This is a genomic window from Butyrivibrio sp. AE2005 (assembly GCF_000686965.1).
In the GTDB taxonomy this organism is placed as follows: Bacteria; Bacillota; Clostridia; order Lachnospirales; family Lachnospiraceae; genus Butyrivibrio; species Butyrivibrio hungatei_A.
In genome coordinates this window covers 36491-58432 of record NZ_JMMD01000010.1, presented here as the reverse complement: position 1 = coordinate 58432, position 21942 = coordinate 36491, and the positions used below count along the sequence as shown (strand labels likewise).

Here is a 21942-nt window from a genome sequence, read left to right as displayed (position 1 = left end):
ATTATGCTTCAGTTGTCTTACTTGGGGATTGCTTTTGCATTTGTCTTCTACTTAATCTTCGGTATTACCGTTAAATTTATGACTCTGACTGTCTATGAACAGAACAAAGCAAGGCTTGGGATTGTACTCACATCACTGCTTGTTTTCGCAGTGTCCGGCTTTTCTTCGGGATTCATACATATTCAATCAGCCAAATATATCTATGGCATTTTATTCTTTCTTTTTTCGGGAATATCAATGTTTATATTTGTTTCGATTGTAGTTGAGCTACATCAGATAAGTACACGGGCAAAAATGCGCCGTTTCATGCTTCTCTTTGATATAGTCGATCATTATTTGAGTGAGGGCAAGACGAACGAGGAAATCCTCGATTATCTTATAGGTATACAGAATCTCTCGGTAAAAGAAGCAACCGATTTTCTCACCTTCATCACAGATCCCACAAATCACGAGTTTTTATCGGACGTAAATGAACAGATCCGTGAAGCACAGTTACTAAAGACCTGATTAATTTAATCTCTATATAAAGTAAAAATAAAGACCTAAGCATCTTATATAGTGCTTAGGTCTTTTGTTTTGTCTTATTTATCAGGTCGATATGATTCTAAACTCATCAAACTGTGGGTCTTCCACAAAATCCATAATGAGATTCAAAGGTGTAAGCCCTATTGCCTCATGATGAATCTGCTCTCTTATGACCATCTTCTCATATGCAGAAAGATCATGAAACTCCGGATGACTCTTCTCATACTTCTCATTGAGCTGGTCAAAAAGATTATACTCCGGATCGCCCCACGCAAATACTTCGGCTGTCTTCAAATTCGGTTTGAACGGAGAATATTGAAGCCGGCTGTTTTCCATAGGAAGTCGCTCCTTTCTCGTCAAAAAACACGGTTGAATACGCTAAGTACATCTTCTACTAAATAATATCATATTTTAGACAAAATTTCATAAATTATTAGATTTTTTTTATTTTTCACTTAAAGTTATTACTTAAAAGCAATCTGTGCAAAATTGTAGAATCCAAGGTACCAGATATTGAAATCATGTGAACCGTTGAGTTCCTGCCATGTAAAGTTCTTTCCTGCCGCAAACTGATTGCATGCTGCCGGAAGATTCTTTGCAGCAGCAGATGCACTTTGATAAGCTGTTCCGTCCTGAAGTCCACAGATATTGTAGAAATAGTGGATCGGATACTTGTTATCCTTCAAAAGAGATGCTGTCTTATCCGCAGTATTACTCGTAGGTGCAGCTGAGAATGCTCCGAAATATCCAAATAAGTCAACACACTCTCCAAGACCAATGTTAATAGTCTGCATTCCGCCCATTGAAAGGCCGGCGATAGCTCTGTGATCTCTGTCAGCGTATGTGCTGTAGTTAGAATCAATATACGGAATCAGATCGTTTCTAAGCTCTTTTCCGAAAGAATAGAAAGAATCTGTCGATCCGCTCTGTGAAGCTTTTCCGTTAGGAGTTACCACGATGAATGAATCAATGTCACCATAGTATGAAAGGTTATCCATAATAGCCTTTACCTGGGAATTATTTCCTGTCATTCCCCACTCATTTTCATTTCCGCCGATTCCGTGAAGAAGATAAAGTACACTATACTTCTTGTCAGAGCTGTAATTAGCGGGAAGGTAGATATTTGCCTTCTTTGTATATGTATGTCCGTTCGAAGCATCATGGGCTGTATAAGAAATGTTCTTAACAGTTCCCGAACCTTCACCGTTTCTTATTGCCGAATACTTTGAAGGAATGCTGTTTGCTATCGTTGCAGTAGGATTGGCATGTGAGTTACCTGTCTGGTTGTTCTGCTTGTTATCTGCCTGTTTCTGATTATCTGACTGCTTATTGTTGTCGGCCTGTTTATTATTATCATTCTGCTTCTGATCGTTTGTCTGCTTATTATTGTCAGCCTGCTTTCTGTTATCCTGCTGACCTGAAGAATTGACAGGCTCAAATTTCCACTGCTGGTTCTTCTTTCCGTTAGCTTTCCATTGACATACATTCGCGCCGTCATTGGTCTTATGCTGATACACATCAAGCACTTTTGTACCGCCTGATGACTTTGTTCCTACCGTATAAACACCACTTGCCTTTGTAGGCTTTATAATAAACTGCTGAGCATCGTGACCAACTGCATCATAAATCTGAACATTTGTGCCGTCTTTATTTTCTCCGTAAGCTACATCGAGCATGAACTCTCCGAGTGCAGACTTAAGAGTTACATAACCGTCGCCCTTGTTCTGAACATACCACTTCTGTCCCTTTACGCCTGTACCCTTGCTGACAATAACATTTGTAACCTTCTTTGCATTATCATCCTTTACAGTAAGGTATTTCTGTGAATTAATATCCTTCAGATAATACCATCCATCCTGAACCTCTCCCGTTACAGTATTGTTCTTTGACTGATCGTTGCTCGGCTGAGGCTGAGGAGTCGGCTGTGGCTGTGGCTGTGGTGTAGGCTGAGGCTGTGGCTGAGAATTATTCTGTCCGTTGTTATTCTTGTTATCCTTATTGTCTTTATTATCCTTCTTGCTGTTATCTCCGTTCACAGGCTGTGGCTGAGGATTGGTATTTCCACCGGCATTTCCGTTATTTGCCTTCCAACGGTCAAAAGAGAATGAGCCTTTAAATACAAGACAGATATCTTTTGAACCTGATACGCTCTTCACATCACCTGTGAAATCCTTAAACGATCCGCCTGTACCCGAAACATTGATTGTTCCAAGCAGATTGCCCGAAGGAGATCCTTCTCTTACTTCAATACTTCCGTTTCCGTTACTCTGAACAGTTGCTGTAATTGAAGATACACCATTAGAGAAGTTTACACCCTTGATCTTTGTATAATCGCCGTTATCTATATTAGAAACAAAAGCTGTTCCGTTTGAATTACCCTTTACGGAAATTCCTGCCTGAGTGAACATTGTCTCTGCTTCAACCCAGTTATACGGATCAACATTTGGCTTCATCTGAACGCCGTTAAGTGACTGCTGAACAGCGTTGATCCTGCCGTTTGATACATTAACCTTATCAATGTGAGTTGTTCTGTATCCGAGGTTATTGCCTACTACTTTGGATTCTACCGTATGAGTATGATATGCCATATAGTAGTTGCCTCTGAACTCAAAAATCTGATGATGGTTATTTCCGTCAGATCCTCTGAATGTTGATGCAGGATTTGCCATGATCTCGCCCTGATGGTTAAAAGGTCCCATAGGGTTATTACTTGTCATAACCTGAATTGTCGCATTTCTGAATCCGTTTCCGCAATTCCAGTTAGAGCAATATGAATAATAATATGTATTACCGATCTTGTTGATACCTGAATCTTCGAAAAGATAAGGAGCATCAATTGTAGCTGCAGTTCCGGATGTACTTACCATATCTGCGCCGAGTTTTATTACTCTTGCAGTCTTTGGATGAGCGTCCTGTCCCTGAGGTACTCCGCCACCAAAATACAGATATCCTGTTCCGTCGCTGTCTACAAGTACAGCGGGATCGAATAACCACTCCACGTTACAGTTGGGAGTTGATTTAGTTATAAGAGCGTGTCCGATAGGATCTTTCCAGGGGCCTGTAGGGCTGTCCGCTGTAAGAACACCGATTCCGCTTGCATTATTTGCAAAATATAAAAAGAACTTATCTTTTCCGTTGATCTTCTTTGAACAGATCGTCGGTGCCCATGAATTGCTTGCCCATCTGGCTGCACCGTTTCCTCCTGCGATGTTAAATGCTCCGTGATCTGTCCAGTTTACGAGATCCTTAGAAGAATAGCAGTTGAGCTGATTTATCTTCTGATATGTATTCTTATTGTTTCCCGCAAACTCCTGTGAGTCATTGGTTGTATATATATATACCGTATCGTTATAAACGAGTACGCCGGGATCCGCACCGTAACTCTGTGTTACAAGCGGGTTATTTTCATTATCGCCTTTGACATAGCTTCCTTTCTCAACACCTGCAGCTTCTGTCGTCACAACAGAGCCTGCAACCAGCGTGCACGCCATTGCTACGCCAAGCATTCTTTTAATTGACTTAACCATAAAACCTCTCAATACCTTTTTGAAAAAATCTATAATCATTACTGTGCAGGTTCAAAAGCCCACTGCTGGTTTGCATTGCCGTTATGCTTCCACTGGCATACATTTGTGCCATCGGATGTCTTATGCTGATATACATCAAGATTCTTTGTTCCCTTTGATGCTTTTGTAGCGACTATATAAACGCCACTCTTCTTTGTAGGCTTAAGCATAAACTGCTGCGCATCATGTCCTACCGCATCATAAATCTGAACATTTGTACCGTTCTTATCTTCTCCGTATACAACATCAAGCATGAACTCACCAAGTCCTGACTTAAGTGTGATATAACCGTCACCCTTATTCTGAACGTACCACTTCTGGCCCTTGGCTCCTGTACCCTTTTCAATCTGTACATTAGTAGTCTTCTTTGCCTTGTCATTCTTTACCGTGAGATACTTCTGAGAATTAACATCCTTCAGATAATACCATCCATCCTGAACACCTGATGCCGCATTGTTGTTTGTCTGATTGCCGCTCGGCTGAGGTGTGGGCTGCGGCTGCGGATTTGTCTGTCCGTTATTGTTGTTATTGCCATTATTGTTTTTGTTATCCGGCTGAGGCTGAGGCTGTGGTTGAGGCTGTGGCTGTGGCTGTGGATTGATCTGTCCGCTGCCGGGCTGACCGATAACATCCGTATATGCCTGAATAACCTTGTTGTAAGCCTGCTTAGGCTGTCCGGGTGAAGAGAACAACAAAGGCTTTGAGTTGTTGATCCATGTTGTCTGATCTGACAATCCCCACCATGTAATACCTGTAACGTTTCCGCCGTTCTTCTTTATCTGGTTGATCTTCTTGAAGAGATCGTAAGAGTAGTTGGCCATATCGCCATCACCCTTATTTGTAATATCAAGCTCTGTTACCTGTACTTCAAATCCTGACTTAAGGAATGAATTCATAGCATTGATATATGTATCAACCGAAGGGTAATTTGTTCCGAGGTGAGACTGCATACCAACACCTGCGCAAACCTTTTTGCCCTGATTTATATAATTAACAAGAGTAGTAACCTTCTGTACTTCCTGATAAGTGTTGAAATCGTTGTAGAAAAGCTTAACTGAATTTGTAAGCTTATATTTTTCAAGAGTTTCATAAGCATAGTTAAATGCCTTCTTTACATAAGAAGCATTGGTTCTGTTATTTCCATAAACAGCTTCCCAACCTGAGTTGTTCGCATGAATTACTTCATTTGCAACGTCCCAAGCGTAAACGCATCCGCCATACTGGCTTGAATATACGTGATTCATAACTGTCTTTACATACATCTCAAGACGGGCATCCATTGTCTGCTGATTTACGAATCCGCTATTTCCTGAGTAATTGCTTCTGAAGAACCATGACGGTGTCTGAGAATGCCATACAAGAGTGTGCGCTCTCATGCCAAGACCGTTCTGGCTACAGATCTTCATTACTTCATCTACTGTTCCGAAATTAATCTGGGGTACATTTGATTCACGATAACCGTCGGGGATATAGTATCCTCTGTTCTTTGCCTCTGATACTGAGATCAGTTTAGGTGAACCTCCAAGCAAAGCATCCGGCTTCATCTCGTTTTCAAGTGTGATAGAATTATAATGTTTCTTTAGAATGTTTAACTGATTTGAATCTCTTAACTGATACAAATTAATACATGTTCCTGAACGTCCATATGTACTGCCATATGTATTCAGAAGTGTTGCATCTGCAGCCTGTGCATCTACTGTTGATGCAGATACACACATTGAAAATGCACACATAAACGCCATAACTTTGGCAACTACGCCATTAATACTTTTTACCTTCATAGCATCCTCCCGTTAATAATATGTTAAGCCCATTCCCCATTGGGTAAAAATATTGTAACATATTATTTTACAAAGAGGTATCCAAAAATTGCTAATTATTTATCACTAAGTGCTGTTAATTGTGCACAACTCGCTATTTCGACTATAATTCAACCCATAAAACGTAAATACTGATGTAACATTTTATTTTCTATTCAATTCGTTTATTTCCTGTTCCAGATTTTCAATCACATCTACCGAATTTTCCTTGGTAACAAGGTGCCCAAACTCCACTAGGCTCATATCATTCTTTGCTTTTTCAACTGCCATATTCCTTACATCCTCGTCGCCAAACATGACCTTTTCCATCTCAAGACCGACAACGGGTCTGAAATGAGAAGCATCAAAATAATATTCAGGTCCTACTGTGTATGTATTTATTCCCGAAAACAGATAATAATCCGTAACCTGTGCCGCATCATAAAGAAAATCCAGATATCCGTTTGAGATCGCCATTTCATATGTAGACTCCAAAATCGGGGATGTTACCACAATAAGCCTGATGTTCTGCTCTTTGCACAACTCAGAAAGGTCTTTGATTGCCCCGACCGCTCCCGAACCACCATCATATTCAAGAGAATTCTCAGGTTCAGGCATATCTCCTGCACTTCCGATCTCCATATTTGTATTGTTAACATCCACGCCATAGCTGTAAAAAAGCTTTTTTCCCTCGTTGTTCTCTCCTAGCCTGTACTCAAAAAATATCTGCGGTACAATTCTCCATACAGGTTTTAGTTTAAGATACGAATAGTAAAACCTTATCGGTGACTCTTCATACGTCTGATATGTTGTAAAGATCGGATTGTCTAAGCCTTTGGTAACTCCCTTCCACATAGATACATCGTCGATAAGAATGATCAATTCATCGAGTTTCACTCCGCCGTCAATCAGCGTTTTAACAGTATCATAGTTTTCTGAAGCGCTCCCCATGGCATAAGTCATGTTGTACCAGTTAAGCTCCCTGCCATCATCCGTCTTTTCCGGAAGTCCTTCTTTCGGAAGATTTGCCACTCTTGATGAGCCAAGCAAAAGCGCATTAAATTTCCCTTTATTTTGCAAAAGATACTTTGTCTTAATAAAATTCTGGTTCGGCGTAATATCTGTCAGTCTCACATTATCCACATGAAAGACATTGTACGCATCGACAAATACACATGCGCCGGCATATATCATCACCGGAATTATAAAAAAGCAAAGACGAATCACCAACTTTTTCATTCTCATCACCTAAAACCTGTTATATACAAACTCTTCTACACCTGCCTGCCCAAGGAAAAGAATTATCAGGATCAGGGCAAAATATGCACTCCACCTCACCACGGATTTCTTTTCCCTGAGAATGTCTATTCCCGGTCTCTTATATGTGATCACGCTTATCACCATATATATAACGATTCCGGCAAGCATAACCGACATACTAAAACTCGCGGGAACCATTAACAGTTCTCTTAACGCCATGCCTATCGTAAGTCCGCTTCCCAAGAGCTTTGGCATAACACCGAACAGCTCATTGGGAATACGCGAAAATGATGCAATAATACTTACAGCCTCACCAAGCGTATCGACGGAAAAAATAATCCATCCGAAAGTCACAAGTATAAATGTCGTAACTACAGAAAATGCAGACTTTTCTTTGTTTTTACTTCCAAATGCCCTCTCGAAGCATAGACATATTCCATGAAACAATCCCCACAAGATCCATGTAATTCCAGCTCCGTGCCAAATTCCGCTTATCGCAAAAGTTATAATGAGATTTCTGTAAATCTTCCACTCCTGTGTTCTGCTGCCTCCAAGCGGTATGTAAACATAGTCTCTTAGCCAGCTGCTAAGTGATATATGCCATCTTCGCCAAAACTCTCCAACAGAATGCGAAAGATAAGGATGATCGAAGTTTTTGCCAAGATCGTATCCAATAGCCTTTGCACAACCTGTAACAATATCTGAGTATCCCGAAAAATCAAAGTAAAGTCTGAATGAATATAGAACTACCGTAAGTAAAAGAGCCGTTCCATATTTTTCGCCCTCGGCTCCCCTCACGGAATCGATATACAATGCCAGATTATCCGCAAGCACCAGCTTTTTCATAAAGCCCCAGGCCATCAATATCAGACCTCTAACCGCTCTTTCATAATCAAAAGCTTTTTCTTTTTTTATCTGAGGAATAAGATTCTCTGCCCTTTGAATCGGGCCGCTGGAAACACATGGAAAAAAACAGACAAACAAGAGAATATTCAAAATATCTTTTTCTGCGGGAATTTTCTTTTTATAAACTCCCACCGTATAAGTCACGATCTGTAGAGAAAAAAATGAAAGGCCAAGAGGAATCAGCATTTCTTTGTGATTTGAATATCTAAATATTACCCCAAACACTCTTACAATGCAGATAGGTAACAGTTCAACAGCCACAAAGACAATCATGACCGCTTTTCTTATAGAATCATATTTTGAATCCGCTCCAAGTTTTTCTATTATAAAACCTGAAGCGTATGTCACAAGCCCAAAGCCTATTATCACAGGAACAAATACAACTCCGCTCCACGCATAAAAAATAAGACTTGCCAATAATAACAATACATTGGAAAGCCTTATCGATAAGTGTTTTATATAATTAATAAAGAATATTGCCAGAAAAAAAGCGACAAATAATTTTGTATAAACAGGCATTTGTGTTATCACCTTTTCAAGTTATTAATAACATTATAATGATAACACATATTTTTTGCCATACCTTTTTTTAAAACAGACCATCAAGTCCCTGAGTCTTGTATATTTCCTTATAATACTTGACTTCATCCTTAATTATCGAGTCAATCTGCCTCATTCCTAGAAGCTCCACAGGCGCCTTGTCATCTGTCATTATGTTGTTGCCCGCATCGTAAGGAACACAGTTTGCTTCAACAATATCCATCATCTCACGAAGCCTTTCATCGCCTTCACGCTTACTGTTTTCGGCAAATCTATTCATAAACTCCGCATTATCCGTAGCAAAGAGCTCTTTATTTGTAGAATTCTGAACCTTTACGGTAACAACATTATCAAACACAGATGAAATGGTATCTGCGAGATATCTGTTAATTGTAGACTCGTTATCATCGCTGTACATATTCATATTAACGACCATAACTCCGCCCGGATTAAGGTGCTCTTTTACCATGTTAAAAAACTCAGTCGATGACATCTGAAAAGGAATAGTAATATCCTGATATGCATCAACCATAATGACATCGTACTTCTTGTCGATTGCCGCAAGATAAGCTCTTCCGTCATATGTCGTAACTTTGGCTTTTTCAGGAAGTTCAAAATATTTATGCGCAAGATCCGTGATCTTATCATCAATCTCAACGCCTTCAACATTCACGTTATCAAAGTATTTAAGTACCTGAGTCGCATATGTTCCCGTTCCCATTCCGAGAATCAGAACTTCAGCATTTTCTCCTGCTTCGGCTTTTTCTTTTATACCGCTCATATATGGCGCAGCCATCGCATAATCATAGTACATTCCGGTAAGCTCGCCGCTCTTGATGCGGATAGACTGAACTCCGAACAAAACGTTTGTCGACAAGATCACGCTGTACGGATCTTCTTTTACCTGAAGATAGTTATAAACAGACTCACCCTCATAAGTCAGGTCATTTTCCCAAAAAGCAAATGAGGTGCTGTGCCCGAAAAAACAGCATACTATAAAAATGATAAGTCCCGACACCGCTTTTACAGTCACTTTTTTACCCGTACTGACAAAAAAAGCGATGCAAAGCGCAATCAATATTCCCGCAAAGATAAGAAATGTTATGGTCGTTCCTACCGCAGGGATCGTAACGAATGTTGGTACAAAAGTGCCTATAATGCTTCCGACTGTGTTAAATGCCCCGAGAGTTCCGATTATCTTGCCGTTGTCATCAAGTGACTCCGTCGTATACTTGGCAAGTGAAGGTGTTACTGTTCCCAGAAGAAAAAGAGGGAACACGAACACGATCATACATGTCGCGAATGCCGCTATTACAAGGAAATTACTGTTAACCGCAAATATAACCGCCGCAGAAATTGCAATTATTATGTATTTACCGAGAACGGGAATCGCAGCGATCCAGATAGCTGCAATAAGAATTCTCTTATAAAGTTTTCCCGGATCGGGGTCTTTGTCTGCTGCCTTGCCGCCGTAGATATTTCCAAGCGCCATGGCTATCATTATGGTTCCGATTATGATAGTCCACACAATCTGTGAAGAACTAAAATAAGGAGCAAGAAGTCTGCTGGCTCCAAGCTCGACCGCCATAACAGACATTCCCGCAAAAAACTCTGTCATGTACAAAAACATTTTGTTGTTTAAGATTGATTTTTTATCCATTTTCTTACATCCATTTTTCTGTTTTGTATAAAATACGTCATTTTCGTAAATTATCATCCGTATTGGAGTATACCATTATCGCAGCTTCACGAAAATATATATGACAACATAAATTATTACAAAAAGAGCTGTCGTCATATTCATAAGAAGTATGCTGCGTTTTATGTCTTCAGACTCAATCGGTCTGTGCTCATCTCCTATAAACTTCTTGTCATGAAGTTTACCGAAATAACTCGCAGGTCCCGCAAGTTTAAGCCCAAGAGCACCCGCGCATACGCTCTCACACTGCGCCGAATTGGGACTGGCATGATTATACCTGTCTCTTACAAAAATCCCGGCTGCATTCTTTGTACTGTAATTAAATGAATTATTTTTTCCAAACAATGCTCCGCACACTTCCAAAAGAGCGGTTCCCGCAATCATAAAGACAGCGCTGAGTCTTGCAGGTACATAAGCAAACACGTCATCTGTCTTAGCCGCAGCTCTTCCGAAATACATATATCTGTCATTCTTGTACCCAATCATTGAATCCATCGTACTTACCGCTTTATACACATAAGAAAGTACAGGTCCTCCAAGCATCTGGTAAAAAAGAGGACAGATAACGCCGTCATTCGTATTCTCCGCAACAGTCTCAACCGCAGCCTTTGCAATCCCTTTATCATCAAGGCTCTGCGTATCTCTTCCGACAATCATCGATACCGCTTTTCTTGCGCCTTCGACATCCCCCTTTGAAAGCGGAACATATACCGCAATTGCCGCATCGCGAAGACTCCTTGCCGCGATGCACTGCCAGCACATCACACTCATTACCGCAAGCAAAAGATATGTATTTATCCTGTATGCAAGGTAGCAGATTCCAAAAGAAACACCGCCCGTAACCGCTACAACAACCATAACCTCTATCACGCCAAGCACAAAATCTTTTAAACCGCTACCTACTTTACCGCTTTCCCCGGCATCTTCGCCTGTTTCGGTCACTTTTTTCCCGCGCAAAAGTTTCTCCAAGATTTCTATCAGCTTTCCAATAATCTGCACAGGATGCAGCAAAAAAGCAGGGTCTCCGACAATAATGTCGATTATGACCCCTGCTAAAATTGCAACAGATATGTACTTACGATACTCCGCCCAAAATTCCATCATATCTGCATCATATCATCTTCTTTTCACTCAGCATAGCCTCAAATTCATTAAGCGGCACAGGTTTTGAGAAATAATACCCTTGGAAAAGATTGCACCCAAGATTGTTCAGCTGATTAAATACTTCCTTAGTTTCCACGCCTTCGGCAAGTGAAACAATACTAAGATCTTCCGAAAGTCTGATAACATTCTTTATAACTATATCCGCACGTTGTTCATCGCTTGATTTTCCAAGGAACTTCATGTCAATCTTAAGCACATCCACAGGCATATCCTTGAGCATATTAAGTGATGAATAACCGCTTCCGAAATCATCCATCTCAACAATGAATCCCTGTTTTCTGAATTCTTCAAGAGTCCTCATCCTGTCGTCGGTATCTCTCATCATACTGCTCTCTGTGACCTCAATGCGAAGACTCTTGGGCTCTATCTCATATTCCTTGACGAAACCTACTATATCCGAAAGAACATCCGTCAGATAGAAGTCTTTCGGAGATACATTAACGGAAATAAAAAGATCGGGATATTTTTCTTTCCATCCCTTCAATATCCGACAAGCCAATTTCCAGATATGTTTGTCCAGATCCACGATGATACCGTTTTCTTCGAACAGAGGAATAAAATCTGCAGGGGACATAAATCCATGAAGCGGATGGATCCATCTGGCAAGCGCTTCCGCTCCGACAATTTTGCCTGTATTGTCTGCTATAGGCTGCAGATAAGGAACTATCTGTTCCTGCGCTATGGCATCATCAAGCTGGGCAGATATTTCCTGATTCCAGACCATCCTATCCCTGATCTTCCTGTCAAAAAATACAACATGTTTTTTATAATCATCCTTTATTGAATCAAGAGCCACACTTGCTCTGTCAAACAAAACAGATACATCCTGATCGTCATCGCCTATCTCGCAAAATCCCAGATGTACCATAAGATTCTGTTCAATATCCCCAAGACGTACGGTAAAACGCGCCAGATCACTCTCAAGCACTTCCTCTATAAACTCACTCTTTGGAAGACAAGATCCAAAGCTGTCTCCACTTATACGACCGTATATACATCTTTCATCCGAATACTTCCTTATCCAGTCAGCAACCTGCTTAAGAGCCGCATCACCGAATGCTTTTCCAAAAACATCATTGAACACCTTAAAATCGCACACATTAATTCGTACAATATAGTAATCATTAAGTGCATGTTGTTTAAGCTGATCTGAAATCTTCTTGTATGTATATTCCTTGTTGTACAGGCCGGTAAGCTCATCATGATTGGAAGCGAACATCTCTGCCTCGATGCGTTGTTTCTCTTCCGTTATATCTCTGACCCTCACATATGATCCCAGTTTTTTCCCACTTCCGTCAAAAAAGCTGTTTCTGGCTATCATAAAACTCAACTCGTCTTCATTTATTTGCCGGATTATCTCAGTCTCAGTCTCATTCATCTCCAAAATATTGGCCGTTTCACCAATAAGATCTCTTAGCGCCATTGATGCACCTTCAAGATCATTACCTTTTATACCTGTAAGCTTTTTCGCAGACTCATTTATCCAGATACATTTTCCCTCAGGTTCATACAAAAAAACCGCTACCGTCGTATCATTTACAATATCCGCAAGCATGCTGTCCAGCAAGCGAAGCGGTCTGTAGTGGATTGAAAAATAGAATATCAGAAATCCTAATACAGCAAATCCTATCATAGATCTGTCGATCGGAGTCCGGGAAAAGATATAGTATGTCTGCCAAAAAGTTCCGATCATCATGCTGATGAGTATAACAATATAGCGCTCTCTGTGGAGCCTTGAAGCCTGTATGCTCCTGATGATAAAAACTATCATTATCATAGCCATAGCGCCGTAGCAAACAACTCTATGAACAATCTGACCTGGTAATGCCTCCATAATAAAATAAGGCTTTCCGTACGCTTCAATTTCCTGCAAGACAAAAGCGTGTTTAAACACTATGTTCATAAAGACCTGTACCGCATCTATTACAAGTATGTATTTAATCCAATCAGGCACAATTCCGGCTTTTTTGTCCGTATCATTTTGCCTGATACAATATTCATTTGTGAAATTTATCAAAGTGTACATCACAAGATTCATGCCGATGTAGTAAATATAGCAACCGACAGAAGCCATATTTTCAGTGGTTGCACCGACAATTATCATGTTTCCGAGAACCGGAGGAATAAGAGAAAAACAGAACAAACCTACAGATCTGCCTATAGTCTTTTCAGAGCGCCATGAAGCAATACCACATAGCATTAATATGGCAATAAGTAAGACAAATATAACGATAAATACGCTTCTTATCATTCTGCCTCACTCCTCCAAAGTCCTCTTCAAAGGCTTTCATTTCCACAACTTACAAAAACGACACATATATTCGGTGTATGCCTATATTATAAGCAATTATTCTGCTGTTTTATATAAAAAAAGATTAAATATTTTCACAAAATTACGTTTATCAAATACAAATATCACTCTATACTCCCAAAAATCCTCCCAAAAGCACGTATGCACATATCGCTACCGCAATTGCAGTTTCGGCAAGACACAAAAACCATCCCGCCGCATCACCGGTAATTCCGCCAAGTTCTCTGCCGGTCTTATATTTGTAATACGCAAATACCAAAAGCGCCGCGCAGACCGCGCAAACTCCGCAAATACCCCCTACCAGTATCATCGCTATCGAAACCACCAGCGCTTCTTTTACCAATATGGAAAGACATCTCTTCTTGTCTGCACCTTCAGCAAAGCTGTAGAGAGTTCCTTCACTCTTTGCACATGGAAAACTCACAACAGATATTCCGCTTAGCGCCCTCGATAAGATAAATCCAAACCCAAGGATAATCGAAGCTTCTCCCGAAAAAAACAATGACACATCCGAAAGAATCTCTTTATCCAGAATAATAGCAATGCTTGCAAGATAAACCGCTGAAAGCGCAAGCACCCTGATAACCGCAAACGCACCTATATGAGGATCCTTTAAGATCTCAAGTTTTTTCTCCCTGTCTGCATAGGAAGAGAAAGCATCGCTGCAATCCATGTACCCGTCAACGTGAATTCCGCCTGTGACAAGCACGATTGCCGCCATCATAAAAAGCCCCGTGGGAATACTTCCCATGTCAAAGATCGCCCCAAGGCACCTTATCCCGCCTATAACCGCAAACAAAACAGCGCCGATAAACGGAAAGAAGACAATGCTGTACTTCATATCCTCTTTTTCCCAAGTAAACTGAGGCATCGGAATCTTGGAGTACATTGAAAACGCTATGGCAAAAGACCTGAATAAACTTTTCATCCTATTTTTTCCCCTATTCCACAGATTACTCTGTAAACATCCCTGTTCTTCGCAAGCGCCTGCATAAATCTTCCCGCATCTTCGCGCCATTTCCTGTCTGTGTCATCCACAGGAACAATCCCGCAGGTGATATCTTCACATATAACTATCGCATCTTTGGAAAAAAGCTCCGAAAGCTCCTCTATGCTTACATCCGTTCCGCGCACAAGACGCTCTGCATGGTAATAGATCTTGCAGCCACCGGGAACAACCTCGGCTATATCATCAAAGCTCTTATTCATGCCACATTCTTTATGTTCAAAGGTATAAATATCTTTATCGCTGATATCTTCACTTTCTCTGATAAGCAGCTTTGCAAATTCAAGCTTTCCCTGACCTGCACCGCCCACTACAAGAATTCCGCAATTATCCTTGTTGCTCATTTCAACAATTCCCTTCTTATGCAAAAACTTATGCAAAACAGCTTCTCCCGCGCACATCTCAATAACTTCATCCGCATATCCCGCAACTTCTCTCTCAATAAGAGCCAGTCCCTCACGATATGCCTCTGTGCTCATATCGTAAACCGCAGCATCGCTGTAAATTCCGTCACTTACAAAGATAAGATTATAATCCTTCTCCCTGCATAAGATACTGAGATCATCGCAAACCCTCTTTGCCGAAAAGGAATCCTCCGTGAAATTTCCGTCTTTGTCCACACGAAACATCTCATTTGCAAGAAGCGCTGTCAGGCTGTCCACAAGAAATGTATTTGTTTTGCATTCATCCGCCATTTTAAGAAACTTCTCTTTTTCCGTGCTGAGTCTCTTAATATCCCTTGCGATCTCTATAGTCTCAAAGCCAAGCCCTGCTCTGTTTTCCACATGCTTTCTGATACGCTCATCGTCCTCTATACCTGTGGATTCCATAGTCGCAACGTAGTAAAGCCCTCCACCGGTCTTTTTCCTGAGACCGCAGGCAATGTCCTGAGCAGTATTCGATTTGCCGTTTTTACAGCCTCCCGTCAAGAGAACTATCATCTTTACCTGATTCCTTCCAGATACGAATCGTCAATTCCGCCGCCTTCAAATGTGGCCATATCATTCATCATTGCGCACGCGCCTTCGATAACACCAAACGCAAGAACGCATCCGCTTCCCTCTCCGAGCCCCATATTAAGGTCAAGGTACGGCCTAAGTCCCAGCTCTTTAATCGCAAGCATATAGCCAGGTTCCGTAGATACATGTGAGGGAAAAAGATAATCCGACACCGCAGGACACAGCTTTACCGCAAGAAGAGCCGCCACTGCCGAAATATATCCGTCTATCACGGCTCCTTTTCCCGAGTACGCTGCTCCGATAAACGCTCCGCACATAGCCGCGATATCAAGTCCTCCTACTTTGGACAAAATATCCGTAACCGCCCCAAAATCATCGACATACTTATCGACCGCATCCGTAAGCCCATGCAAAGAAAGAGCCTTGTTTATAACTTTCTTTTTATTGTCATATGCCTCATCGGAGATTCCCGCTCCTCGCCCCGTAAGACCGTCGCTGCAAACTCCCGTGATTGCAGAAAGAACTGCTGCCGAAGTTGTGGTATTTCCTATTCCCATCTCACCGATTCCGACAAGATCGATATAGCCCGGCTCCGCGCCATCATCATTCCCAACCGCGATCTCAATTCCCGTCAATATGGCGCACAAACACTCGTCCATGCTCATAGCAGGCTCGCATACGATATTTCCGGTACCTTTTCTGATCTTTTTATCTATTATAGGTGCCTTTTTCCCATCAAATGTAAGCGGAAACTCAGTCGCAACCCCAACGTCAACAACCACAACTTCCGCGCCGAAATTCTTTGCAAGCGCAGACATTCCCGTTATTCCCGAAGTCATGTTGACAGCCTGGCTTGCCGTTACGGAAACGGGCGCAGAAGCGACTCCTTCAGCCGTTACACCGTTGTCGGCACAAAAAACCAGAATCTTTTTGCATCCGATCCTGTTCTTAACATGTCCTGTTATTCCTGCGAGCTTAACCGCAATATCTTCAAGCTTTCCCAAGCTGCGAGGCGGCTTTATCAGCGCATCGTCATACTCTTTTGCCCTGATCTTCGCATCAGCGTCAGCTCTTCCGACACCTTCTATGTATTTTTTTATTATTTTCTCAGTATTCCCTGTCATACGTTTATTTTACACACATAAGTAATGTTGTAAAAGTATCAAAAGAACCTTTATACTTAATCTTGGAGGAATGAAAATGACCTACACCACATATGAACACGGCGGAATTTATGATAAGAGCTATAAGATAAAATATGATTTCAGCGTAAACGTCAATCCACTCGGAATGCCTGAGAAAGTCAGACGCGACATCGCTGAAAACATATCCCTTTTGGAAAAATATCCCAACATGAATGACTGCGCACTTCTTGCCAAGTTGTCCGCATATCACAACCTTCCGGAAGAATACTTTGTCCTTGGAAACGGTGCTTCTGAGATAATAACGCTTCTTACACAGGCTATCATTCCGCGTGGTGCCATGATTCCCGCTCCAACTTTTTCAGGGTATAAAAAAGCTCTCACAGCAAGAAACTGCCGTGTAACCGAACACATTCTAAGAAGCGATAACGATTTCAGACTCACGGAAGATTTTTTTACAGATGTAAAAAGAGCAAGTACCGTAGATGCAATCTTTATCTGCAATCCGAACAATCCCACCGGAGCACTCATCTCCCGCGATTTTGTAAAAAAGATCGCCGATTTCTGTGAAAGCTTCGGCATCTACCTTGTTATTGACGAATGCTTTATGGGCTTTGTTCCCGATGAAAAAAAGACAAGCGCGGTCTCGCTTATAAAAGACCACCCTCATCTTATAATAATAGATGCTTTCACCAAGCTTTATTGCCTCCCGGGACTTAGGCTTGGTTACTGCATATGCTCAAACCAGCGCATATTATCGGAGCTGAACGCACTTAAACCGGAATGGAATATATCAAGCCTTGCACTTCTTGCAGGGGAAGAGTCCATACCGGAAAAAAAATACGTACAAGAAACAATAGAACTAGTTGCAAAAGAAAGAGCTTTTCTCACAAAAGAGCTCCGTTCTCTTGGCTTTACCGTTTTCGGCAGCGATACAAACTTCATCCTGGCAAGACTCCCGCTAACATTGCTCACCACATCGAAATCACATCTTGTCGGAAGTTCTCTTACAGACCGCCTTGCCATAGAGCACGGAATCCTTTTACGTAACTGTGCAAACTTCAGCGGCCTCGACAACTCCTATTTCCGCATCGCAGTAAGAAATCATGCCGAAAACATTGCGCTTATTGACGCACTGAAAAAAGTGCCATAACCTTTATCAAGGCTATGGCACTGCATCTTATTATATTATCATTCGGCAATCTGTTCTTTCACCTTGGAAAAAACAGTCTCTCCGACAACCCAGAGGTTATCGCCTTTTCTCTTTTTTCCAAGCAAAACGATCACAACTATTCCGACAGCGAGAACAACCGATGAAAGAACTGTTCCCTCAATTCCGAATCCAACATTATATGCAAAGCTGTTTGTTGCGGAAGCTACGTCCAGTTTAAAGATTGAAAAATCAAAGACAAGTCCGCTGTTGGGAAGCCCCAAAACTATACTCTGCATGTAGTTCCATCCGGTATGAACCGCGATCGCCATCCACATACTCTCGTAATAATAGATCATAAGAGCCATGAATACACCGAACAAAACAATATTCAAAAATCCAAGGAACGATACGTCCGGATTAAGAAGATGCAGAGAACCGAAAACCAGCGCATTTCCTATAATGGCAACCCAAGGTGATCTAAACGACCTTCGAAGCCTCTGATACAGAAATCCTCTGCACAGAATTTCTTCGCTTCCTGATTGGAAAAAAACCATCACAAACACAACAAATACTTTGAAAAACTGAAATCTGTTGAAATAAACGGCTATATCTTTGTTGAGCATAGCTACTATCGCACAAAAGACATTCATTCCGCCGCCTACAAGAAGTCCCAGTAGAAAAAACAGTACCGTATTTCCTTTATATTTTTTCCAAAATGTTTTAAGAACAGGTCTGTCGGGTTTTATTATCAAAAGAAAAACAATAAGTACGATCCATGATCCGATAGTCTGACCATATCTCGTAACCGCTGTATTAAACGCCAGATCGTCAAGTCCCATATTGGGAATGATCAATAAGTTGAATAATAATTGTCCTGCAATCTCGCCCGCAAGCAAAAGAACAAAGAATATCACCGGCAGAATAAGCAGAAAATCATACCATCTGTAGTAATCATTGTGAATCTTATAGAATAACGCCTTAAACTTCTCCATGTTGCCCCTCCATTTTTTTGTTTTCTTCATCCAAATAAACATAATATGATAGCAGAGGCGCGTCAACAATAACATTTTACCTTATAACGTTTATATCCATATCCGAGTATTCGGGGCTCAGAGAAAAGATTGTATTTACGCCTTCTGTGACATATACTTTTCTGTCATCCGTAACCATGATAAGGTCAAATGCCGCTATGCCCTTATCGCCTGTCGAATACTCCTTATAAAATTTCTCGGCTCTTTCTTCTCCCATTACAAAAAGAGCTGTTGAAAGGCCGTCGCATACAGTTCCGTTCCTTCCCACAACAGTAACCGAAGCAAGACCGCTCTTTGCAGGCTTCCCTGTCTTGGGATCAAGAATATGCCAGTATTTCTCTCCGTTTTCTTCAAAAAATCTCTCATATCCTCCGGAAGTTATAACGGCCATATCGCTTGTCTCTATAACACCAAGCACTCCGCTCTTGCTGTCTTCAAACGGGCTCTTGATCGCAACACGCCACAGCCCTCCGTCAGGCTTTGTCCCAATGCACTCAACATTGCCTCCAAGATTTATAAGCCCCGATGTCACTCCTTTTTCCCTGAAAAATTCCGCAAGATATGATCCCGTATAGCCCTTAACCACACTTCCAAGATCAATCTGCATGTTGTCTTCTAATTTTACATTGCACTCTTTATCGCCTGCGTATTCCACATCAATCCTGTCATAACCTACATTTGAAACAAGGGCTTTCAGTTCATCATCCGAAGGCACCCTGAACTCGCCCGTAGTAAATCCCCATGTCTTAAGAACCGGATAAACCGATATATCAAGACTTCCTTCTGTAGCTTCACATATCTTAAGCGCTTCCTGAAGGATCTTAGTTCCGTCTTCAGACAGCTTTCCGTTTTTATCACTGTTAATCTTCCCTATTTCACTGTCCTCATCCGTCACGGAAAGTGTACCTTCTATATCTCTGATTTTTTTCTCCGCTTCCGCAAGGAGCTTGTCGTCTCCCTCTATCTCAAGCTGCATCACGGTATCCATCGCAAAGATCGTTGATGTATTTTCTTTATTCTTTGCGCCGCACCCCACAATAAAAAGCGAAGCCGCACAGACTGTCGCTACAGTTTTTACGATCATTTTCTTTGTTGTATTCAATCTCATCCTTCCGACCATTCTTATGATTATTCTTGCTTAGTGTTAACATCATAAATAATCTTGTCATCTCAGTCAAATTCAAATACCGTAGCGATAACTTTCAATCAACATTATCCGCAAAATAAACTGTCATTGTGCGCGGTAGCGGAAACCTTGCCAAACGCCTTCCATGGATTTTATGGCCTAAAGCTGAAAAAACTTTTGTTTAGGTCATAATCTTACCCTCTGTTCGCTACTTCTATTCACGAATTGTATGACCCAAAACAGCATAATCCTTCATTTAGGTCATACTCTTACCCTCTGTTCACTACTTTTCTTCATGAATTGTATGACCCAAAACAGCATAATTCTTCATTTAGGTCATACAATCAACATCTTACCTGCACGTAAAGTTAAATTTTAACCATATTACCCGCAGCACATATGAAGCAATAAAGGCAATAATCCTCATATAATTTTCCCTTTTCACTGCTGATAAATTTTATTTATTTCCCAAATCGAGTTTTTATCTTGTATAATGCATTCATACCGCTCAAGGAAATTGCTGCAGACTTGAATCTTGATCATACAGCACACTGTATAGCGTACTAGTGTCTTGCAGCATCGGTATGAATTAAGCCATTGTTTAAAATGGTATCGAGGAGGAAATGAAGCATTATGAAAAAGAGAGTAATTACAAGTTTGGTATTGTCAGCAGCACTTGCTTTCGGAGCACTTACTGGCTGCGGATCAAAAGCAGAGTCACAGACTACAGAGGCTCCTGCAACAGAAGAAGCTACACAGGCTGAAGCAAAAGCTGATTCAGCATCTGACACAGACAAGAAGATCACTGTAGGAGCAACACCCGTTCCTCACGCTGAGATTCTTGATAATATCGTAAAGGAAGTTCTTGCAAAAGACGGATGGACACTTGAGACAGTTGTCTTCCAGGATTATGTACTTCCCAACACATCACTTGAAGCAGGCGAGATTGACGCCAACTACTTCCAGACACTTGGATATCTTGACCAGCAGAACAAAGACGCAGGTCTTCACCTTACAGCAGTAGCAGGCATCCACATCGAGCCGATGGGTATCTACTCAGAGAAATATACTAAGATTGATGAGATTCCCGACGGTGCAGAGATCGGTATTCCAAACGATCCCGACAACGGTGCAAGAGCACTTGACCTTCTTGTTCAGAAGGGACTTCTTACATCAAAGGGTGCTTTTGGTGAAGATGCAAGCTACACAGAGGATTCTCTTTCAAAAGATAAGGACGCTAACCCTCACGGATATAAGATCACTCCTCTTGAGGCAGCTAACCTTCCTCTTTCACTTCCCGATCTTGATGCAGCAGCGATCAACGGAAACTATGCACTTGAAGCAGACCTTCCGGCTAAGCATCCCGCACTTGATATCGAGGAATTTGACGATGAGACAACAGTAAAGAGAACTAACTTCCTTGTAGTTAAGGACGGAAATCAGGAGTCAGAGAAGATTAAAGCTCTTGTTGCAGCACTTAAGTCCGACGAAGTTAAATCATATATTGAAGAGACATACAAGGGAGCAGTAATTCCTTCATTTATTGATCCACAGTAAACCATTTTAAAAGCCAATAACGTAAATGATATACGAAGTGCTCCGTTTCTTCGAAACTCTCGCACTTCTACAAACATTCGGAAAACGCTAATTTACTACGTAAATTGCTAATTCCTCATGTTTGTTAGGGCCGTTAGGTCAAAAAGCTTAACATGCAAGCATGTACGCTTTTTGACTTTCCGCCCCCATATCATACAA

At 41.3% G+C, this 21942-nt stretch carries 16 protein-coding genes; 3 read left to right on the top strand and 13 right to left on the bottom strand.

Annotated elements, in window-relative coordinates:
• Window positions 1-3 precede the first annotated feature (3 nt).
• Window positions 4-507 carry a hypothetical protein gene (locus DL92_RS0108875; RefSeq protein ID WP_026667450.1) on the top strand — a complete coding sequence of 168 codons (504 nt, stop codon included), beginning with the start codon at window positions 4-6 and terminating at the stop codon, window positions 505-507.
• A gap of 81 nt (window positions 508-588) precedes the next feature.
• Here the strand turns inward: DL92_RS0108875 and DL92_RS0108870 are convergent, their stop codons facing one another.
• The 11 genes from DL92_RS0108870 to cobT all read right to left on the bottom strand — a co-directional run bounded on the left by DL92_RS0108870 (window position 589) and on the right by cobT (window position 16859).
• A complete protein-coding gene (locus tag DL92_RS0108870) occupies window positions 589-861 on the bottom strand; it encodes a hypothetical protein (protein ID WP_026655889.1) in 273 nt (90 codons plus the stop codon).
• A gap of 128 nt (window positions 862-989) precedes the next feature.
• A complete protein-coding gene (locus DL92_RS20230; protein ID WP_051625279.1) occupies window positions 990-4052 on the bottom strand; it encodes a family 43 glycosylhydrolase in 3063 nt (1020 codons plus the stop codon).
• A 38-nt stretch (window positions 4053-4090) separates the two neighbouring features.
• A complete protein-coding gene (locus DL92_RS20225; protein WP_081816867.1) occupies window positions 4091-5872 on the bottom strand; it encodes an endo-1,4-beta-xylanase in 1782 nt (593 codons plus the stop codon).
• A gap of 183 nt (window positions 5873-6055) precedes the next feature.
• Complete coding sequence (locus tag DL92_RS0108855; protein ID WP_026667449.1) at window positions 6056-7129, bottom strand: hypothetical protein; 1074 nt, start codon at window positions 7127-7129, stop codon at window positions 6056-6058.
• Between the two features lie 9 nt (window positions 7130-7138).
• A complete protein-coding gene (locus DL92_RS18785) occupies window positions 7139-8575 on the bottom strand; it encodes an MBOAT family O-acyltransferase (protein WP_026667448.1) in 1437 nt (478 codons plus the stop codon).
• Between the two features lie 70 nt (window positions 8576-8645).
• The gene (locus DL92_RS0108845) at window positions 8646-10256 is read right to left on the bottom strand and encodes a spermidine synthase (protein WP_026667447.1); all 1611 of its coding nucleotides are present in this window, start codon (window positions 10254-10256) and stop codon (window positions 8646-8648) included.
• Window positions 10257-10331: 75 nt separating this feature from the next.
• Window positions 10332-11399, bottom strand: coding sequence for an adenosylcobinamide-phosphate synthase CbiB (cbiB, locus tag DL92_RS0108840; RefSeq protein ID WP_242845845.1), 1068 nt, complete (start codon window positions 11397-11399; stop codon window positions 10332-10334).
• Between the two features lie 7 nt (window positions 11400-11406).
• Window positions 11407-13710 (bottom strand): putative bifunctional diguanylate cyclase/phosphodiesterase, encoded by a 2304-nt coding sequence (locus DL92_RS0108835; protein WP_026667445.1) that lies wholly within the window; start codon window positions 13708-13710, stop codon window positions 11407-11409.
• 169 nt (window positions 13711-13879) lie between these two features.
• Window positions 13880-14698, bottom strand: a complete 819-nt coding sequence (locus DL92_RS0108830; protein ID WP_026667444.1) for an adenosylcobinamide-GDP ribazoletransferase — start codon at window positions 14696-14698, stop codon at window positions 13880-13882.
• Window positions 14695-15717, bottom strand: coding sequence for a bifunctional adenosylcobinamide kinase/adenosylcobinamide-phosphate guanylyltransferase (locus DL92_RS20220; RefSeq protein ID WP_051625277.1), 1023 nt, complete (start codon window positions 15715-15717; stop codon window positions 14695-14697). The genes DL92_RS0108830 and DL92_RS20220 overlap by 4 nt, the downstream gene beginning before the upstream one ends.
• Before the next feature lie 2 nt (window positions 15718-15719).
• Window positions 15720-16859, bottom strand: coding sequence for a nicotinate-nucleotide--dimethylbenzimidazole phosphoribosyltransferase (cobT, locus tag DL92_RS0108820; protein WP_034468831.1), 1140 nt, complete (start codon window positions 16857-16859; stop codon window positions 15720-15722).
• 76 nt (window positions 16860-16935) lie between these two features.
• Between cobT and DL92_RS0108815 the strand changes: the two genes are divergently transcribed.
• Entirely contained in the window at window positions 16936-18030 is a 1095-nt protein-coding gene (locus DL92_RS0108815) for a pyridoxal phosphate-dependent aminotransferase (RefSeq protein ID WP_034468830.1), read from the top strand.
• A gap of 38 nt (window positions 18031-18068) precedes the next feature.
• Here DL92_RS0108815 and DL92_RS20215 read toward each other — a convergent pair whose 3' ends face one another.
• Window positions 18069-19022 (bottom strand): CPBP family intramembrane glutamic endopeptidase, encoded by a 954-nt coding sequence (locus DL92_RS20215; protein ID WP_051625276.1) that lies wholly within the window; start codon window positions 19020-19022, stop codon window positions 18069-18071.
• Window positions 19023-19098: 76 nt separating this feature from the next.
• A complete protein-coding gene (locus tag DL92_RS0108805) occupies window positions 19099-20163 on the bottom strand; it encodes an FAD:protein FMN transferase (RefSeq protein WP_242845844.1) in 1065 nt (354 codons plus the stop codon).
• A 657-nt stretch (window positions 20164-20820) separates the two neighbouring features.
• On the opposite strand from DL92_RS0108805, the gene DL92_RS0108800 reads away from it, so the two are divergent.
• Window positions 20821-21744, top strand: coding sequence for a MetQ/NlpA family ABC transporter substrate-binding protein (locus tag DL92_RS0108800; protein ID WP_026667441.1), 924 nt, complete (start codon window positions 20821-20823; stop codon window positions 21742-21744).
• Window positions 21745-21942: the final 198 nt, after the last annotated feature.

What these genes read in the sequence shown, in the direction of transcription:
- DL92_RS20220 (WP_051625277.1), bottom strand. Translation starts at nt 15,717, where the DNA reads ATGATAGTTCTCTTGACGGGAGGCTGTAAAAACGGCAAATCGAATACT.
- DL92_RS20215 (WP_051625276.1), bottom strand. Translation starts at nt 19,022, where the DNA reads ATGGAGAAGTTTAAGGCGTTATTCTATAAGATTCACAATGATTACTAC.
- DL92_RS0108870 (WP_026655889.1), bottom strand. Translation starts at nt 861, where the DNA reads ATGGAAAACAGCCGGCTTCAATATTCTCCGTTCAAACCGAATTTGAAG.
- cobT (WP_034468831.1), bottom strand. Translation starts at nt 16,859, where the DNA reads ATGACAGGGAATACTGAGAAAATAATAAAAAAATACATAGAAGGTGTC.
- DL92_RS0108855 (WP_026667449.1), bottom strand. Translation starts at nt 7,129, where the DNA reads ATGAAAAAGTTGGTGATTCGTCTTTGCTTTTTTATAATTCCGGTGATG.
- DL92_RS0108875 (WP_026667450.1), top strand. Translation starts at nt 4, where the DNA reads ATGCTTCAGTTGTCTTACTTGGGGATTGCTTTTGCATTTGTCTTCTAC.
- DL92_RS20230 (WP_051625279.1), bottom strand. Translation starts at nt 4,052, where the DNA reads ATGGTTAAGTCAATTAAAAGAATGCTTGGCGTAGCAATGGCGTGCACG.
- DL92_RS0108815 (WP_034468830.1), top strand. Translation starts at nt 16,936, where the DNA reads ATGACCTACACCACATATGAACACGGCGGAATTTATGATAAGAGCTAT.
- DL92_RS20225 (WP_081816867.1), bottom strand. Translation starts at nt 5,872, where the DNA reads ATGAAGGTAAAAAGTATTAATGGCGTAGTTGCCAAAGTTATGGCGTTT.
- DL92_RS18785 (WP_026667448.1), bottom strand. Translation starts at nt 8,575, where the DNA reads ATGCCTGTTTATACAAAATTATTTGTCGCTTTTTTTCTGGCAATATTC.
- DL92_RS0108835 (WP_026667445.1), bottom strand. Translation starts at nt 13,710, where the DNA reads ATGATAAGAAGCGTATTTATCGTTATATTTGTCTTACTTATTGCCATA.
- cbiB (WP_242845845.1), bottom strand. Translation starts at nt 11,399, where the DNA reads ATGATGGAATTTTGGGCGGAGTATCGTAAGTACATATCTGTTGCAATT.
- DL92_RS0108845 (WP_026667447.1), bottom strand. Translation starts at nt 10,256, where the DNA reads ATGGATAAAAAATCAATCTTAAACAACAAAATGTTTTTGTACATGACA.
- DL92_RS0108830 (WP_026667444.1), bottom strand. Translation starts at nt 14,698, where the DNA reads ATGAAAAGTTTATTCAGGTCTTTTGCCATAGCGTTTTCAATGTACTCC.
- DL92_RS0108800 (WP_026667441.1), top strand. Translation starts at nt 20,821, where the DNA reads ATGAAAAAGAGAGTAATTACAAGTTTGGTATTGTCAGCAGCACTTGCT.